Annotated in this window: 18 protein-coding genes; 15 read left to right on the top strand and 3 right to left on the bottom strand. The window is 39.6% G+C overall.

Translation table 11 applies throughout. The features are described 5' to 3' along the window. The first annotated feature begins 1 nt into the window (after position 1). The 4 genes from NST01_RS12200 (at position 2) to NST01_RS12185 (ending at position 2,354) form a co-directional block, all read left to right on the top strand. Entirely contained in the window at positions 2 to 1,150 is a 1,149-nt protein-coding gene (locus tag NST01_RS12200; RefSeq protein WP_060781229.1) for a bifunctional cystathionine gamma-lyase/homocysteine desulfhydrase, read from the top strand. 72 nt (positions 1,151 to 1,222) lie between these two features. After that, the gene (locus tag NST01_RS12195; protein WP_017358091.1) at positions 1,223 to 1,453 is read left to right on the top strand and encodes a YrhC family protein; all 231 of its coding nucleotides are present in this window, start codon (positions 1,223 to 1,225) and stop codon (positions 1,451 to 1,453) included. A 445-nt stretch (positions 1,454 to 1,898) separates the two neighbouring features. Then, positions 1,899 to 2,033, top strand: coding sequence for a YrzI family small protein (locus tag NST01_RS12190; protein WP_008342648.1), 135 nt, complete (start codon positions 1,899 to 1,901; stop codon positions 2,031 to 2,033). Between the two features lie 159 nt (positions 2,034 to 2,192). Beyond that, positions 2,193 to 2,354, top strand: a complete 162-nt coding sequence (locus NST01_RS12185) for a hypothetical protein (RefSeq protein ID WP_154666048.1) — start codon at positions 2,193 to 2,195, stop codon at positions 2,352 to 2,354. Positions 2,355 to 2,397: 43 nt separating this feature from the next. Here the strand turns inward: NST01_RS12185 and NST01_RS19370 are convergent, their stop codons facing one another. Further along, positions 2,398 to 2,523, bottom strand: a complete 126-nt coding sequence (locus NST01_RS19370; RefSeq protein ID WP_008342643.1) for a YjcZ family sporulation protein — start codon at positions 2,521 to 2,523, stop codon at positions 2,398 to 2,400. A 267-nt stretch (positions 2,524 to 2,790) separates the two neighbouring features. Between NST01_RS19370 and NST01_RS12175 the strand changes: the two genes are divergently transcribed. The 5 genes from NST01_RS12175 (at position 2,791) to NST01_RS12155 (ending at position 8,490) form a co-directional block, all read left to right on the top strand. After that, positions 2,791 to 3,393, top strand: a complete 603-nt coding sequence (locus tag NST01_RS12175) for a class I SAM-dependent methyltransferase (protein WP_017367683.1) — start codon at positions 2,791 to 2,793, stop codon at positions 3,391 to 3,393. A gap of 428 nt (positions 3,394 to 3,821) precedes the next feature. Then, entirely contained in the window at positions 3,822 to 5,036 is a 1,215-nt protein-coding gene (gene fdhA / locus NST01_RS12170; RefSeq protein ID WP_046526825.1) for a formaldehyde dehydrogenase, glutathione-independent, read from the top strand. A gap of 209 nt (positions 5,037 to 5,245) precedes the next feature. Continuing rightward, positions 5,246 to 6,190 (top strand): ABC transporter ATP-binding protein, encoded by a 945-nt coding sequence (locus tag NST01_RS12165; protein ID WP_341041951.1) that lies wholly within the window; start codon positions 5,246 to 5,248, stop codon positions 6,188 to 6,190. 19 nt (positions 6,191 to 6,209) lie between these two features. After that, positions 6,210 to 7,376: an ABC transporter permease gene (locus NST01_RS12160; protein ID WP_341041949.1), complete on the top strand. Its 1,167-nt coding sequence runs from the start codon at positions 6,210 to 6,212 to the stop codon at positions 7,374 to 7,376. Next, positions 7,369 to 8,490: an ABC transporter permease gene (locus tag NST01_RS12155; protein ID WP_046344081.1), complete on the top strand. Its 1,122-nt coding sequence runs from the start codon at positions 7,369 to 7,371 to the stop codon at positions 8,488 to 8,490. Before NST01_RS12160 ends, NST01_RS12155 begins: the two co-directional genes overlap by 8 nt. A gap of 138 nt (positions 8,491 to 8,628) precedes the next feature. Here NST01_RS12155 and NST01_RS12150 read toward each other — a convergent pair whose 3' ends face one another. Beyond that, a complete protein-coding gene (locus NST01_RS12150) occupies positions 8,629 to 9,522 on the bottom strand; it encodes a LysR family transcriptional regulator (RefSeq protein WP_129547735.1) in 894 nt (297 codons plus the stop codon). Between the two features lie 130 nt (positions 9,523 to 9,652). Here NST01_RS12150 and NST01_RS12145 point away from each other — a divergent pair, with 130 nt between their 5' ends. The 6 genes from NST01_RS12145 to NST01_RS12120 all read left to right on the top strand — a co-directional run bounded on the left by NST01_RS12145 (position 9,653) and on the right by NST01_RS12120 (position 16,898). Continuing rightward, positions 9,653 to 11,095: an alanine/glycine:cation symporter family protein gene (locus NST01_RS12145; RefSeq protein ID WP_025207691.1), complete on the top strand. Its 1,443-nt coding sequence runs from the start codon at positions 9,653 to 9,655 to the stop codon at positions 11,093 to 11,095. Next, entirely contained in the window at positions 11,092 to 12,249 is a 1,158-nt protein-coding gene (locus NST01_RS12140) for an iron-containing alcohol dehydrogenase (protein ID WP_056705384.1), read from the top strand. Before NST01_RS12145 ends, NST01_RS12140 begins: the two co-directional genes overlap by 4 nt. Positions 12,250 to 12,486: 237 nt before the next feature. Beyond that, positions 12,487 to 13,236 (top strand): SDR family oxidoreductase, encoded by a 750-nt coding sequence (locus tag NST01_RS12135; protein WP_326115831.1) that lies wholly within the window; start codon positions 12,487 to 12,489, stop codon positions 13,234 to 13,236. Between the two features lie 371 nt (positions 13,237 to 13,607). Next, on the top strand, positions 13,608 to 14,828 hold the full coding sequence (locus NST01_RS12130) for an MFS transporter (protein WP_048001496.1): 1,221 nt from the start codon (positions 13,608 to 13,610) through the stop codon (positions 14,826 to 14,828). A 70-nt stretch (positions 14,829 to 14,898) separates the two neighbouring features. Beyond that, positions 14,899 to 15,939, top strand: coding sequence for a 2,3-butanediol dehydrogenase (locus NST01_RS12125; RefSeq protein WP_008342621.1), 1,041 nt, complete (start codon positions 14,899 to 14,901; stop codon positions 15,937 to 15,939). Between the two features lie 128 nt (positions 15,940 to 16,067). Beyond that, the gene (locus NST01_RS12120; protein ID WP_007501404.1) at positions 16,068 to 16,898 is read left to right on the top strand and encodes a manganese catalase family protein; all 831 of its coding nucleotides are present in this window, start codon (positions 16,068 to 16,070) and stop codon (positions 16,896 to 16,898) included. 35 nt (positions 16,899 to 16,933) lie between these two features. On the opposite strand, the gene NST01_RS12115 is transcribed toward NST01_RS12120, so the two are convergent. Beyond that, entirely contained in the window at positions 16,934 to 17,647 is a 714-nt protein-coding gene (locus tag NST01_RS12115) for an amino acid ABC transporter permease (RefSeq protein ID WP_255835830.1), read from the bottom strand. Positions 17,648 to 17,658 lie beyond the last annotated feature (11 nt).

Raw genomic sequence — 17,658 nt, 5'->3', positions numbered from 1 at the left:
AATGAAGCCAAAAACAATGATGATTCATAGTGGAATCACTGGTGATGAAAAAACAGGAGCCGTGTCTGTTCCTATTTACCAAGTCAGCACCTATAAGCAGCCTAAAGCAGGCGAGCACACTGGATATGAATATTCCAGAACTGCGAATCCAACAAGAACAGCACTGGAAACAGTCATTCGTGATCTTGAAGGCGGGGCAAACGGCTATGCATTCGGTTCAGGGATGGCTGCAATTACAGCTGTGATGATGCTGTTTAACAGCGGAGATCATATCGTACTGACTGACGACGTGTACGGCGGAACCTATCGTGTGATGACAAAGGTGCTCAACCGGATTGGCATTAAATCCACATTTGTAGACACAAGTGATCCTGAAGCGGTGAAAAAAGCAATTTTACCAGAAACAAAAGCCGTCTATATTGAATCACCAACCAATCCATTGCTGAAAATGACCGATCTACAAGCCATAAGCCGGATCACAAAAGAAGCTGGCATCTTGATGATTGTCGATAATACGTTTTTTACCCCATATTTTCAAAAGCCGATTTCATATGGGGCTGACATTGTCTTGCACAGTGCCACAAAATATTTAGGCGGCCATAGTGATGTGGTGGGCGGACTTGTCGTGACAGCTACTGAAGAGCTTGGTGAAGAACTGCACTTTGTTCAAAACTCTACAGGCGGTATTCTTGGACCGCAAGATGCGTGGCTTCTAATGCGAGGGATGAAAACGCTCGGACTAAGAATGGAAGCACATCAACAAAACGCGCAGAAAATCGCTGAGTTTTTAGAACAACATCCTGCGATTACACGTGTCTATTACCCAGGTTTAAGCGCTCACCCAGGTCATGAGCTTGCAAAAACTCAAGCAACAGGCTTTGGCGGTATGATTTCTTTTGATATTGGAAAAGAAGAAAACGTCGACGTGTTTTTAAGCCAATTAAAATTGTTTACAATCGCAGAAAGCCTTGGGGCGGTTGAAAGTTTAATCTCTGTTCCTGCTCGCATGACCCATGCATCTATTCCAAAAGAGCGTAGAGAAGAGCTTGGCATCACAGATGGTTTAATCCGTATTTCTGTCGGTATTGAGGATATTGATGACTTATTACATGATATTGAACAAGGGCTCGACGCAGTAACGAATGGATAGATTTACATGTCCCTCGCTTTCTCTCACTATGGTAAGCTATCAATAGACATTGATAACGGGAAGGTGAATCAAGTGAAGAAAAAGTGGGATGGTTTAGTGACAGATTACAAGCAATACGCTTTTATTTTGCTTGCTGTCAGCACCTTTTTATATATTGGTACGATTTTACCGAATCAGCACATAGAAGCATCACCAAAAATGCTGATGCTGGCAGTTGATTGTGTTTTCCTATTGGCTGCTTTTCTTTGCGTGAAACGTGCGATCTTTTTTCAAAAAAAGCTACAAGAACTAGATGAAGATTAAGTCGAAAAGTCTCCTCATGTGATGAGGAGACTTTTTTAAATTGCACTGGATAATCGGACAAGAATCACTATGGAAATTTAGTCAAACACACAAAAATCATCTAATTTACTAAAAACAGGTTTACAAAATGGTGCTTGCTGGATATACTTACAAAGTAATTAAAAACGTAAAGGAGGCTGAAGAATATGTTATTCGTATCTACTTGTGATCAATTCAACAACCAATTTCATCATGTCATCAGCCTGTGGAAGAGCTCGTGTCCTTCCTTTACCTTTTACGGTTCACGCTACAAAACTGTTTAAGTAAACGAGGATTTCACGTATCATCCATCGCAGGTTAGAAGACACTGTCTTTTGATCTGCATTTTTGTGTGCCCGCAGGTCAACTGATAAAGAAGATCTGCGGGCTATTTCGCGTGCTGCGAACTGAAGGGAGGTGAGCGTATATGACAATCCATTTATTTTTTATTACTTTGACGATCCAACGTAAATACAAAGACATTGAAACCGTTCTTTATGAACAACAAGTCGAAACGTTTTATGAAGAAATGAAGCAGAAACAACTAAAGTACATGAACTAAAAAGGACAATAAAAACATGAAAAGGAGGAGATTGACATGTTTATGATGCTTGCAATGCTTGATTGTTATACAAGGGAGAAGGACCAGGTTTAGACACGCTCCACATTGATCACCTGCACATATGATAACCGTAAAAGGAGATTGTGAGGTGATCAATGAATGTCAATGTCACCATATATGAGGTTTCCGTCAGTGGGGCACGGGTATGCGTCTATTCCGCATTCTTTAAAGCACGGGTACGGCAATCCATACAGAATGCAAAGAGAGCAAGAAGAAATGCTCAGACGCTATATGTACAATTATCCAACCTATTGGTATTAAAGAAAAGGAGCAGGAAACGTTATCGTTTCCTGCTCCTTTTACATTAGCAAATCCAGCTTGCACCGATGATGATTAACAAAATGAACAGTACAACAAGCAATGCGAATCCGCCTGCAAAACCGCCACCGTAGCCACCGCAGTAGCCTCCAGAATAACCGCCAAAGCCCATAATCTAGCACCACCTTTATCTAATCAAGATACATTCATAAAATATGCAGCTCATGCGGAAAACGAAATCAATCTGAGCACAATTAATGAAAATGCCTATTTGTTTAAATATTTTTCATGACGTGCGAAACATTTTCAGAAAAGGTGCCGTCTAATAAAAGACAAAGAAATTAGGACTAGGTCTTAACTTTTGTTAGGCGAGAGCCGATATGAAAAGTAAGAAAATTCGTAAATAGTTTTATTTACTGGTGCAAAGCAGGTGTTGACATTGATTCAAAGCTGGATTGGAAAACAAATGAGGGAACCAAAGGGCTTGTTCTCAAAATGGGTTGCCCGCTATATGGAAAAAAATCATCATAATATCAATCAATGGACGATTCAACTCTTAAATATACAAGAAAACGACCGGATCTTAGAAATTGGTACTGGAAGAGGTATGACATTATCTAAAGTAGCGGAAAAACTTGATCGAGGGAAAGTATATGGAATCGATGCTTCGCGTCATATGGTAAAATACGCGAAAAGAAAACATAAGAGGCTTGTCGAGCAGGAAAAAGCCGTTATCACACTTGGAAAAGCTGAGCAATTACCTTTTGAAGACAGATCATTCAATAAATTGTTCACAGTGCAGACCATCTATTACTTGCCAGATATCGAACAAGTTATGAAAGAGGTATATCGTGTTCTTCAAGTGGATGGAGAAGTATTCTTATCTTTTCAAAAGCAGGAACTAATGAAGGAACAAAAACGCTCACAGTCTCTTTCAACGTACAGTGAAGAAGACATCAGCTGTCTTTTTTCAGCGTATCACTTTAGAGACGTCTCTGTTTACCATTATGATACATACATCTGTATCAAAGCCTTAAAATGATGATGAAAATATTTCCCAGGTAATGAACAAGCAATTAAAAAAGGCTCTTCGTCAGAGGAGCCTTTTTGCATGCGATGAAATGGACCATTCGTCAATAAAAAAGACTCTTCACAAGAAGAGTCTTTTGCATTCATTTCATATGTAGGGGCCAGCCAGGTGTGTAAGGAATGATAGTATATATAAGGAATTTGTTTGTCGATTAAGGATACCTGTCTGGCTTATTCCTTATATCGACAATGTTCTGCAAATGTTTAGCTTTTTTTTCAATATTTTCTTTTTTATTTGACTGGAAAGTACATTTTTCTCTCCTAGATAGACATTTGTCACTTACTTTTTGAGTCAATGTGCGGTTAAAAGAAGGAAAAAGCCCGAGAAAGAGAGAATTTTGGAGAGACTTCATTTTTAAACAAAAAGGGAGGAATGAAAACATGTCGGGAAACAAAGGTGTCGTTTACAAAGGAGCAGGAAATGTAGCAGTTGAGGATATTGGATACCCTGATTTGGTTTTAAGAGATGGCCCTGGTGTACCTAAAGCCAATGTTGGACGTAAGTGTGAGCATGGCGTCATTTTAAAAGTGGTGACAACAAACATTTGCGGGAGCGACCAGCACATGGTAAGAGGGCGTACAACTGCGCCTGAAGGACTTGTCCTTGGTCATGAAATTACTGGTGAAGTCGTTGAAGTTGGACGAGATGTAGAGTTTATCCAAAAGGGTGATCTCGTATCAGTTCCATTTAATATTGCCTGTGGTCGCTGCGTCATGTGTAAAGAACAAAAAACCCATGTGTGTTTAAATGTGAACCCCGATCGACCTGGCTCAGCTTATGGATATGTAGATATGGGCGGATGGGTTGGCGGCCAATCGGAGTACGTCATGGTGCCATATGCTGATTTCCAGCTACTCAAATTTCCGGACAAAGATCAGGCGATGGAAAAAATACTTGATTTGACGATGCTTTCTGATATATTCCCGACAGGTTTTCATGGTGCTTATACGGCTGGCGTAAAGCCGGGCTCTACCGTCTATATTGCTGGTGCAGGGCCAGTAGGTCTTGCAGCAGCGCATTCCGCTCAGCTCCTTGGCGCTTCTGTTGTCATCGTAGGTGATCTTAATGAACAAAGGCTCGAGCAGGCGAGAAGCTTTGGCTGCGAAACGATTAACTTACGAAAACATGATCGAATCGGTGAACAAATGACAAACATCCTTGGAGAGCCAGAAGTCGACTGTGCGGTCGATTGTGTCGGCTTTGAAGCTTCAGGTCATGGAGATCAAGGAGAAGCACCAGCCACTGTTTTAAATACAATTATGGATATTACCAAAGTTGGCGGTAAACTTGGAATTCCAGGACTTTACGTCACAGAAGATCCAGGTGCTGTGGATGAAGATGCAAAAGTTGGATCTCTGAAAGTGCGAATTGGACTTGGCTGGGCCAAAGCCCATACCTTTGTGACAGGCCAAACCCCTGTCATGCAATATCACCGCAGCTTGATGAAATCTATTTTAAGCGGAAGGGCACAAATCGCCAAAGCCGTTAATGCGACCGTCATTTCCCTTGATCAAGCCCCTAAAGGATATAGCGATTTTGATTCGGGTGTGGCGAAGAAATTTGTGATTGACCCGCATGGCATGATTTCTAAATAATGATCCATCGAAAAAAACTTACAGGATTTTTCCTGTAAGTTTTTTTGTTTATAAATATAAAAAGACCTATACTGTTCTTCTACATTTCATAACGTGGTAAAATGAGTAAATTGGAAAAAATGATCTTTAGTTGAAAGACATACCATAAAACAGTTGGCAATGATTGGACAGGATTATGATAGATAGGAAGAATAGAGGAGAGATTGCGATTGCTAAAAGTACAAAACATCATCAAAAATTATGAAGGTAAACAAGTATTAAAAGGGATTAGCTTCCACTTAAAACAAGGTGAATCATTTGGATTGTTGGGCCCTAATGGTGCAGGGAAATCAACCTTAATCGGTATCATGACAGGACTTATACATGCAACGAGCGGGACTGTTAAGATTGGAGGCATTGATCTACATAAAGAAACAAAGCATGCACAGCAATTGATTGGCATTGTTCCGCAAGAGATCGCTTTATATTTAGATATGTCAGCAAAAGAAAATTTAACGTTTTGGGGGAAAATGTATGGACTTAAAGGAGAAGAATTAAAAAGCAGAGTACAAGAAATCCTTGAATTAATTGGTCTGGGTAATAGAGCGAATGATAAGGTGAAAGTATTCTCAGGAGGGATGAAAAGAAGAGTGAATATAGGATGTGCGATTTTGCATCGGCCAAAACTATTAATAATGGATGAGCCTACAGTGGGTATAGACCCGCAATCCAGAAATCATATATTAGAAACAGTTAAAACGTTAAATGGTGAAGGAATGACGATTATTTATACGAGTCATTACATGGAGGAAGTCGAATATCTATGTGAAAAAATAGCTATTATGGATCAAGGTTCTTTCATTAAGGTAGGTGATTTAAGTGAATTGGCTGAGCTTGTTGGAGAAAAGAGAGAAATCATTTTTACGATTAAATGTGAACAAGGACAAAAGGATATGGAGCGAGTGTGCCGATATATAAATGAATACCACCCATTGAATGACTTTACGGTGCAGGAAAATCAAATCAAATTATTTGATGACAATCCTCAGCATTTACTAAGTCAACTTATTCAAGGTGTAACCGCATTACATGTTCAATTAATTTCAGCAGAAGTTGTAGAACCAAATTTAGAAAATGTATTCTTGTATTTAACAGGTAAGAAATTACGAGACTAGACCGAATAGAGGTAAGTATATGAGTATTTGGGTTGTACTGAAAGATCTATTATTGTTTTTTAGGGATAAGAAAAGCTTTTTTACACTTTTTTTTATGCCTATCATATTAATTGCTATTTTAGGTGCAGCATTTGGAGATAACATGAAGAAAGATAGCGAAATTAGGATCAATTCATTTCGAGTAGGAATAACAGATCAAGATAAGTCCGCTACAAGTAAAATGTTTCTTTCAACATTGTCTAAGAGTGAACTCAGTGACATATTTGAAGTGAAGGTCACCTCGAAAAATCAGCTAGAGAAAGATTTAAATAGTAGAGACATTACAATGGGTATAATCATCAAGCCGAATTTTGAAAAAAGCCTATTAAATCATGATCATGTGCAATTGAATATTTTGAAAGGACCTAATTCAAGCTTACAGGAAATGGTCCTAGAAAATGTGGTTTTGCAATTCTTTCAAAATTATCATATGAATCGTATTCTGGTGCCGTTGAATCAAGGTAAAGAAGTGGAGGTCGTGTCTGATCAACTGAAAAAAGAACTAGTGAACGAAAGGAATATTCATATCAACAGCCAGCCGATTACATCCTTCCAATACTACGCAGGCGGGATGGGTGTGCTTTTTTTATTAATGACTGTTGTTTTCTTGGTTGGCAGTATGATAGAGGAAAAAGAAGAAGAAGTTTATAAAAGACTACTAGTATCAAAATTAAACAATACTAGTTATATCATTGGAAAGTTATTGGGCATTATTTTAATGAGTATGATTCAACTTGCGGTCATTATTTTATTTACTAGCTTTGTCTTTAAGGTGAACTGGGGAGAGCCTTTTACTGTTGTTATGATCGGATGTAGTTTTATATTAAATGCTGCGGGTTTCGGGGTGCTGATTGGTTCTTTTATCAAAAGAGAAAAAACGTTTAATAGTGTGGGGATTTTAGGCACTCAAGTGTTAGCTGCTTTAGGCGGGAGTATGGTGCCCTTATACTTATTCCCACAATGGGTGATTGATATCAGCTATTTTTTACCTAATTCTCTTGCACTTCAAATGTTTTTGAAAAGTATGGCAGGTGCTGATTTTAGTGAAATACAAAACGGATTATTACTTAGCTGTGGGATGGGAATGGCTTTCTTCATCATTGCTTTATTAAGAATGTCTTTTGAAAGGAAGCATCGTTATGCATAAAATATTAGCCATTATCACGTTAAAGTTAAAAGAAACATTAAAGTCCCCATTGACCCTCATTTTTTTATTTGTGATGCCAATTGTATTTAGTTTTATCTTTGGTAGTACCGCATCTGATACAAAGAAACCGACAGTTGCTTTTATTCTAGAGCCCAGTCAAGGTAAACTAGATCAAGAAATTTTTCAAATTCTCGAAAAAAACACCAAATTTCTCTGGGTAAAGGCAACTGAAAGCGACGCAAAAGATTTAGTATCTGAAGAAAAGGTAGTTGCGTCTGTGAAAGTCGTAAACCAATTAAAGTCCCATCTAAAAGAAAATAAAGAGATTTTTGATGTGACAGTTTATAAAAAAACTGAAGAATATGCAGTCTTATCTCCCTATTTAAAAGAGACAGCTGCCATCATTTATCAAATCAATCAGGGTGTGAAAGAGCAGAAAAGTGTTTCTCTCACCAATGCATTGAACAAGTTAAATGAATCTGGTACGATTTCATTGGCCGAAAAAAATCAAAATGGTCAAGCAAGCCAACAACCAAATTTAATACCGCTTGGCTTTACCATTATGTTTATGATGTTTGCGATTTCAAGCTCTTTGTCATCTATACATTCGGAGTATAAAAATTATACATGGCAAAGATTGCTTTCGAGTCCAATCCATAAAATATATGTACTTCTGGGCTATTTAATGGCATATTTCCTTCTTGGATGGATACAATTGGGTGTTCTTTTGACCATCTTATCTATTTTCTTTAATGTCTACTTAGGCAACCTGTTTCTTATCTTATTGTTCGGATCATTTGTTATAGGCCTTGTCGTAAGTTTAGGATTTATGATAGCTACTTTATCTCAAACAAAAAAACAAGCTGAAATCTTTAGTGCAATTGTCATTGTAGGATCGTGCATGCTGGGTGGTATTTATTGGCCTTTAGATATCGTTCCAGACATTATGAAGAAGATTTCTTTGACTATACCGCAAACATGGATGATGTCTGGTTTTGGTGAGATCATGAGCGGCAATGTTAATCTTTCTATCTTATTATTAGATGCGACGGTTTTAATTGCTTTTACGGTGGTCTTTATGATCATTGGTTTGAAGAGCATCAGATCCTATTAATCCTTTGTTCTTCTAAAAAGCCCTCTATAGCTATGTAGAGGGCTTTTTGTATACACGTGATTTACTTTAAATGATTGGATAACTCGTTAATATTTAATGGTGAAAGAAATTGAAGGCTGCCCAAGTAAATATTTCACATTACCCATTGAGAAGGATATATTCCTCTGTTAAATCAACAAACGCCTTCAAAGCAGGAGACATCCATTTATTTTTATGCCAGAATAGTTGGATTTTCGTTGTGAGACAGGGTCCCATCCAATTGATTTTAATCATATGGCCTTCTGTTATTTCTCTTTTTATAGAAATTTCGGGAAGTACAGCAATTCCTAGACCAGCCATTACACATTTTTTAATGGCTTCTACATCTGCTAGTTCTAGTTTACTTCTCGGTTTTGCTCCTGTCTGTGTCAAAGAGTGTTCGAAGGCATAACGATAATCGCAGTCTTCAGTTAACAACAATCTTTGCTCGTCTAAATCGATAGGATATACTTTTTGTTTTTTGCTCAATGGATTTGTTGGACAGCATACAATGGCCATCGGTTCATCTTTTAATTCTTTTACAATTAAATGTGAGGATACGACAGGATTCATCGATAATAGGGCGACATCAATTTGTCCTTCTAGTAATAGATTTAAAACATCCTTTTCAGCTATTCCGGGACGGAAAATCAGTTCTACTTTAGGATACGTTGTTTGAAAGTCCGTTAAAATATGAGGAAGTCGATAGGTACATTGTGTTTCAGATGCACATATTCTCAAAATGCCGCTTGGCTCACTCATCCCGCCAACAGCCTCTAATGCTTCTCCTGTTAAACCTAAAATCTTATCCGTATAATCTTGAAACTTCATACCAACTTCTGTTAAAATCACCCTTTTTCCAAGCCTTTCAAAAAGAGGGGTTCCTAACTCTTCTTCTAATGCAGCGATATTTGCCGTGATACTAGATTGAGCATAGCCAAGTATTTGTGCTGTTTTTGTAAAGTTTAATACTTTTGATGCTGTTTGGAACATCATCAGTTGCTTTATTTCCAACGTCAATCCCTCCTAAATCGGATGAGCCGATTGATGCAATCAGAAAACTTCTATAGATAGATCATAACATTTTTACTATGATAAAAGTAGGCGCTTTCATTATTTAGAATGTTCAGATTTTATAGGGGGGATGGCTTTGTTTGAAACGATTGTCAATTCAATAAATGACTTTTTATGGACATATATTTTAGTCGTTATGTTAATAGGGATTGGAATCTACTTTACGGTGAGAATGAAGTTTATGCAAATTGTCTTACTAAAAGAGATCTTCCGTTCTATTTTTGAAAAAGCCCCAAAAATAAAAGGGAGTCAAGACATTTCTTCAATGCAAGCTTTCTTTATCGGAGCAGCGACGAGGATTGGAACTGGAAATATGGCAGGTGTTGCTATTGCCATCACAGTTGGTGGTCCTGGAGCTATTTTTTGGATGTGGTTTGCAGCAGTTTTAGGGGGAGCTTCTGCATTTGTCGAAAGCACACTCGCTCAAATATATAAAGTGAGAACAAGTGATGGTTTTAAAGGGGGGCCAGGCTATTATATACAAAAGCAATTTGGACTGAAATGGCCAAGTAGGATCTTTGCCTTTTCTGTTATTCTTAGTTTTGGCTTGATTTTTAATGCAGTACAAACGAACACCATCACAAATGCCTTTCGATATTCATTTGGTATCAATCCAATTGGTATGGGGGTATTCGTAACCATTCTTACGGCTCTCATCATTTTTGGTGGTGTAAAGAGAATTGCCCGCTTTACCCAAATCATTGTGCCAATCATGTCCTCGTTTTATATTATCTTAGCACTTTATGTGATAGTGACAAATATCGCTGATGTACCCGCAGCATTAGCAAGTATTATGAAAAGTGCGTTTGGATTAGAGCAAATGGTTGGAGGCGGAATCGGCGCTGCAATAATGAACGGTGTCAAACGCGGTTTATTTTCCAATGAAGCAGGAATGGGAAGTGCGCCAAATGCAGCAGCTGCTGCCCATGTTTCACACCCAGTAAAACAAGGGTTTGTTCAATTATTAGGCGTATTTTTTGATACATTAGTTGTTTGTAGTTGTACAGCATTTATTATTATGCTATCAACAGTAGAAACAGCAGGTGATTTGTCAGGTATTGAAATCACTCAAGCTGCAATGGCGCAGCATTTCGGTTCTTGGGCTAGTATTTTCTTAGCATTTGCGATCTTTACTTTTGCATTTAGCTCCATTGTAGGTGGCTACTATTACGGTGAAGCCAATATCGGTTTTATTCATCACAGTGTAACCGCGCTATTCGTGTATCGAATCACTGTTTTAATGATGATCATGTTTGGTGCTCTCGCCAACTTACAAATCGTTTGGACGTTAGCGGACTTGTCGATGGCGATTATGGCTATTGTTAACTTGGTTGCTATTGCGATTTTAGGCAAATTTGCTTTTGCGGCTCTAAATGATTACATGGGACAAAGAAAGGTAGGAAAGAACCCTGTTTTTTACGCTTCTACCATTCCAGGTTTAAAAGGAATAGAATGGTGGGGAGCAGAAAAACAAGCGATTAAATCAACAAATGAAGGGGTAGAAAATCAATGATAAATTTTGAATATGATTGTCATACGAAAATGATCATGGGGACTGGAAAATCTAAAGATATTGCCTCTATTGTAGAGGACATGGTTTTGCCTAGTGCTACAATTATGATTGTGACTGACCCTGGTGTAAAAAGCGCAGGATTGGTGACGCCTATTGAAGCATATTTGCAAGAAGCTGGTTATTCCGTTGTCGTCTTTGATCAAGTATCTCCAAACCCTAGAGATCATGAATGTCTAACGGGTGCAGAGCTCTTTAGAAAAGTACAAGCATCAGCGGTAATTGCGATTGGTGGAGGAAGCCCAATGGATACGGCAAAAGCCATTGCTTTATTAGGTCCAAATGGTGGTAATCCTGAAGAGTATATAGCAGGGAAGAAGGCGTACACAAATGTATCACCCTTAATTTGTATTCCAACCACGGCTGGAACTGGCTCTGAGGTGACCCGTTCATCTGTGATTACGTTAGCTGCTTCACATAAAAAAATCACCTTAAAACATGCCTTGCTTCGACCAACTATTGCGATTTTGGATCCTGCTCTTACTTCAACGGTGCCAAAAAGTATAACAGCGGCAACAGGTGTTGATGCACTGGTCCATGCGATTGAAGGCTATACATGTAAAGAAACAAACCCTATTTCTAAGGCGATGGGGGCAAGCGCAATGAAAACCATTGTGACCTATTTACCGAAGGCGTATGAAGACGGGTCTGATTTAGAAGCAAGATACAAAATGCAGGAAGGCAGTTTACTCGCTGGCTTATGCTTCGGTTCTGCTGATGTAGCAGCCGTACATTGTTTAGCCGAAGCGCTCGGCAGTCTTTATGATACGCCTCATGGTATCGCAAATGCTGTGTTTTTACCTTATGTCATACAATTTAATGCAGCTGAAAACAAATCATTGCACATAGAGCTTGCAAACATCATGGGCTTTGCAGATAAAACGGATGCAGATGATGTGGCGATTCAAAAATTAATGGATGGTATGTATACATTCACAAAGAATTTAGGTATTCCATCACTAAAAGAATTATCTTATGTAAAAGTAGAAGATTTTGAAAAAATGGCTGAACTAGCAGAACAAAATAACTCTACAAAAAGCAATGTTCGTGCCGTTACGAAAGCGGATTACTTAGATATACTAAAGGCTGCTTTTTAATTATAGTCATACAGAAAAAGAGCCGAATAGAATGACTGAATGATAAACACAAACTTTCCCAGACTTTACACAAGAAGCAAACGACTATGTCGTCAATATGGAGAATTACAAATATACCACCCTCCTAATGTATGATTTAGGTGGTGGTTTTTCTATGTCCCATTTGACTAGGTATCGTGTATACATGAGTGGTATGATAGACGACAACATCTCATGAGAGAAAGGATAGGATAAACGATGAATTTTCACAATAAAACAGTCGTTATCACTGGCGCAGCAAATGGAATTGGTGAGTCGATCGCGTATGGCTATGCGAAAGAAGGGGCGCGTGTTGTGCTTGCGGATATTGACGAAGAGAAGGGCAAGCGCTTGGAAGATCAGCTGAAAAAGGAGTCCTTTGAGGCTTTTTTTAAAAAAACGGATGTGAAACAAGAGAAGGATATTCAAGACATCATGTCAGCTGCTGTGGCTCGTTATCAAACGATCGATATTCTCATCAATAATGCAGGGGTTATGTGTACAAAATCGCCTTATGAGCTAACGGTTGATGAGTTTGATCATGTGCTGCATACAAACCTACGAGGTGCTTTTTTATGTGCAAGGGAAGCGGCACGTTATATCAAAGAGAATCCAAACGGCGGTTCCATTGTGAATATTTCATCTACCCGTGCGACCATGTCAGAGCCTCATACAGAAGCGTATGCTGCATCAAAAGGCGGGATATCAGCACTTACTCATGCGCTGGCTGCTTCTTTTAGTCAGAATCATATAACAGTAAACAGCATTTCCCCTGGGTGGATTGAAACGAAGGATGAGAAAAATTTGCGAGAAATTGATCATCAGCAGCACCTTTCCAATCGAGTAGGAACGCCAAAGGATATTGTCAAAGCTTGTTTTTATTTAACAGATGAAGACAATCAATTTGTGACAGGAACCGATGTGGTTGTTGATGGCGGCATGACTAGAAAAATGATTTATGCGGATTAACATGAAAAAACATTGACGCCTTGACGGAGACGCAGTACAATATAGAACAACTCAGCTGAAGATCGTGATGAAAAAAAGATAAAGCGCAAATAGAGAAGAGTATGTAATGGCTGCCTCACACAGAGAACTCCGTGAAGCTGAGAAGGAGCTGGGAAGCGTTACAGAACCAAGCCTCTTAGCTCTGCACCGGATTCATTGTGATGGTGGTGCAGCGGCATTCTCCCGTTATAGAGATGGGTTAGCGATAACCTGCTAAGGTTCATCTGGTAACAGGTGAATGAACTGAGGTGGCAACGCGGAGTCAATCCCGTCCTCAAGACAGAAATGTCTTGGGGGCGGGATTTTTTTATGACAAAAAGGAGGGCACCACGATGAAAAAACATTGGCGGGATATGAGCATGTTACTTGGAGCGATTGGTATTGCGAACATAGGAGAATGGATTTATATGATTGCTCTCCATCTGCTGATTTTTCAGGAAACGGGCTCCGTTCTTGCTGTAACAGCCGTCTATATGTTAAGACCTGTCTCGGCTCTTTTAACAAATAGCTGGTCTGGTAGTTTAGTAGATAGACTGAATCAGCGGAATGTCATGATCAGTCTAGATCTATGCCGGGCCGTTCTGATTGCTTGTTTACCCTTTGCCTTATTTTCAGGCCACTTATTGATCGTATATGTGATGCTATTTCTCATTCATATGGCACAAGCCATGTTTCATCCAGCTTCGATGGTGTATATGACAGCACTAATCCCGGCGGATAAACGAAAACGGTTTAATGCCATTCGATCTTTGCTTCAGTCTGGTGGATTTTTACTCGGACCCGCCGTAGCAGGGCTGCTTTTTCTCATTGGTACACCAGTCCTTTCAATTTATGTAAATGCAATCTGCCTTTTGATATCTGCTGTTTTGACGATGTGTTTACCGATTTTGTCAAAAGCAGACGGGGCACAAAAGGGTTTTTCTCTCTCGGTATTAAAGGAAGATGCAAAACTTGTCTTTCATTTCAGTCTCACATCCCGTCAAGTGATGGCCGTGTATTTATTATTTAGTGCTGCCATCACGGTGCTGCCGACTGCAATTGACTCACTTGAAGCAGCTTTTGCAAAGGAAGTGCTGATGTTGTCCAATACCGAATATGGGTTTCTTGTCAGTGTAGCTGGAGCAGGGATTATCTTAGGGGCATGTCTCAATACGGTCATTGTCGAAAGGCTGCCTATTTCAGTGATGCTTGGTGCGGGGAGTTTGTTTGTGGCTTTTGGATACTTGATCTATGCTTTTTCAAGCACATTGACTATCGCAGCAGCTGGCTTTTTTGTTCTCGCTTTCTTTTTAGCATTTGCAAACACTGGTTTTATGACTTTTTATCAAACGAATATCCCGGTAGAGGTCATGGGGAGAGTGGCAAGTTTTTATGCGTTATGTGAAGCAGTTCTGACGATGATGATGACAGGAATATGCGGCGCATTGGCGCATGTTTTATCGATACGTACTTCTGTCATAATTGGCTGCCTATGTATGCTTCTTATTTGTCTGTTGCTATGTTTTGTCATTTTTCGTCCATTGACTGTCAAAAAAATAGTGCATCTTACTTAGAAAATTAAAAAAATTATGTTATCATTATTTAAGTAAGTTAATTAAATTGATGAGAAAAGGAGTCTTACAAATGAAAGCACTACGCTGGCACGATCAAAAAGACATTCGACTAGAGGAAATTGACGAACCAACAGTTGCTCCAGGAAAAGTGAAACTGAAAGTAAAATGGTGCGGCATTTGTGGTAGTGATTTACATGAATATTTAGGCGGGCCGATCTTCATTCCTGTGAACGAACCTCATCCACTTACAAAAGAAAAAGCACCCATTACACTGGGACACGAGTTCTCTGGTGAAATTGTAGAAGTTGGAGAAGGCGTGAGTAATTACAAAGTAGGCGATCGAGTGGTTGTTGAACCTATTTTTGCAACTCACGGGCACCAAGGTGCTTACAACTTAGATGAAAACATGGGCTTTTTAGGACTTGCTGGTGGCGGTGGAGGATTCTCTGAATATGTATCTGTCGATGAAGAATTACTTCATTTGTTACCAGACGAAATTTCATATGAGCAAGGTGCACTTGTTGAACCTTCTGCAGTTGCTTTATATGCGGTTCGTTCTAGTAAAGTGCAAGCTGGGGATACAGCAGCTGTGTTTGGCTGTGGACCAATCGGTTTACTTGTCATTGAAGCATTAAAAGCAGCTGGTGCTACTGACATTTATGCAGTGGAATTATCAAAAGAGCGCCAAGAAAAAGCAAAAGAACTTGGAGCGATCATTGTAGATCCTTCTCAGTATGAAGATGTTGTTCAAGAAATCGCACGCCGTACAAATGGTGGAGTCGATGTTTCTTTTGAAGTGACAGGTGTACCTGTTGTATTGAAGCAAGCAATCCAATCAACTAGAATTTCAGGTGAAACAGTCATTGTAAGCATTTGGGAAAAAGGCGCAGAAATTATGCCGAATGACATTGTCATTAAAGAACGTACAGTCAAAGGAATCATCGGCTACAGAGATGTTTTCCCATCTGTATTAAACTTAATGAGAAAAGGCTATTTCTCTGCAGACACACTCGTCACGAAAAAAATCAAGCTGGACGATGTGATCGAAGATGGCTTCCATGCATTAATCAATGAAAAAGATCAAGTGAAAATTTTAGTCAGTGCTGAATAAGTAGGACGATAAAGAGAATGGCAGATGCCGTTCTCTTTTTTTTATAAGAGCATGCGATTTTTCATAAAGAGGGGATCGGCTGAATAGTGATAAGTGCAAAGGTGTTTGTAAATAAAGGAGATGACATCATGTTTTATCACATTAAAGAACTGCAATATGAAGCAAAGCCCTCTAAGCCGGACCCTCTTTATGCGAAAAAATTACAAGAGGTGTTAGGCGGTCAATATGGAGAAATCAGCGTGATGATGCAATATTTATTTCAAGGGTTTAACTGCCGAGCGGATCAAAAATATAAAGATTTGCTCCATGACATTGGAACGGAGGAAATCGGTCATGTCGAAATGCTGGCAACGATGATTGCTCGATTACTTGATAATGCCCCAGTTAAAGAACAAGAAGAAGCGTATCAAAGTGATCCAGCACTTGCAGCCGTCATGGGCGGAATGAATCCTCAACATGCAATTGTTGCAGGCTTAGGGGCAATGGCAGCAGATAGTCAAGGGTATCCGTGGAATGCAAAATATATCATTGCAAGCGGAAATTTAATGGCTGACTTCCGGGCAAATTTGAATGCGGAGTCACAAGGCAGACTTCAGGTTACACGGCTTTATGAAATGACCGATGACCGCGGAGTGAAGGATATGCTCTCCTTTCTCATTGCTCGTGATACATATCATCAAAATATGTGGCTGGCTGCAATTAAGGAATTAGAAGAACGAGAAGGGGATGTCGTTGTTCCAACCACCTTCCCGCGCTCACTGGAAAAACAGCAAGTATCCTATGATTTGTTTAACTTCTCAAGAGGAGAAGAAAGCAAAGAAGGCAGATGGGCACATGGCCGAAGTATGGATGGAAAGGGAGAATTCAGATATATTTCTGCTCCTGTCGTGTTCGGCTCTGCGCCTAAACTCAAACCAGCACCGAAAGAACTATATAACACACCGAAAAAAGGAGAATAAAAAAGTCGATCAGGGTTTGTGCCTGATCGACTTTTTTAACGTCCAAGAGATTTTCCGTACACGCTGACTCGTTTCTCTAACAAAGCAAAAGCGAGTTCTAAGAAAATACTAAGCATCCAATAGATCAAAGCAGAGACGAGATACGTTTCTAAAAATTTGTAGCCGTCATTTGCAATGATGCGAGAGATCCCCATGATTTCCAGTACACCAATTGTAAACGAAAGGGATGTGGCTTTTAACAGCTGAATGAGCTGATTCCCTAGGTTTGGCAGGGCAACCACAAACGCTTGCGGTAAAATAATGCGCATCATCGCCTGTCTGGTGGTCATGCCAACGATTTTCGCCGCTTCAAGCTGCCCTCTGTCTACCGCAAGGAGTGCGCTGCGGACCACTTCTGTTAAATGTGCGGCTGAATGCAGGCTGAAGGTGATAAGGGCAACGGTAAGCGGGGAGACCATATCCGGGTGAAAGGTCAACCCAAAAGTGCTATTCATTTTGGTCAGAACAAATGGAATGCCATAAAAGAAAGCAAACAACTGAACAATGAGAGGTGTTCCTCTAAAAAATGAGACATAGAGCGTGACCAGCTGGCGGAGCACAGGGATACGAAAGAGGCGAATGAAAGCAAAAATAGATCCAATCAAAAGGCTCACAGCCATAGAAACAAGTGCAATCAATAAGGTAAAGGGAACGCCTTTTAGAATATGTGGTATTTGGTCAATCGCAAATGATATATCAATGGTTTGCATCAAATCGCCTC

This window comes from Bacillus sp. FSL R7-0166, assembly GCF_038008935.1.
Lineage (GTDB): Bacteria > Bacillota > Bacilli > Bacillales > Bacillaceae > Bacillus > Bacillus altitudinis.
This window is presented reverse-complemented; position numbering and strand designations above follow the sequence as displayed.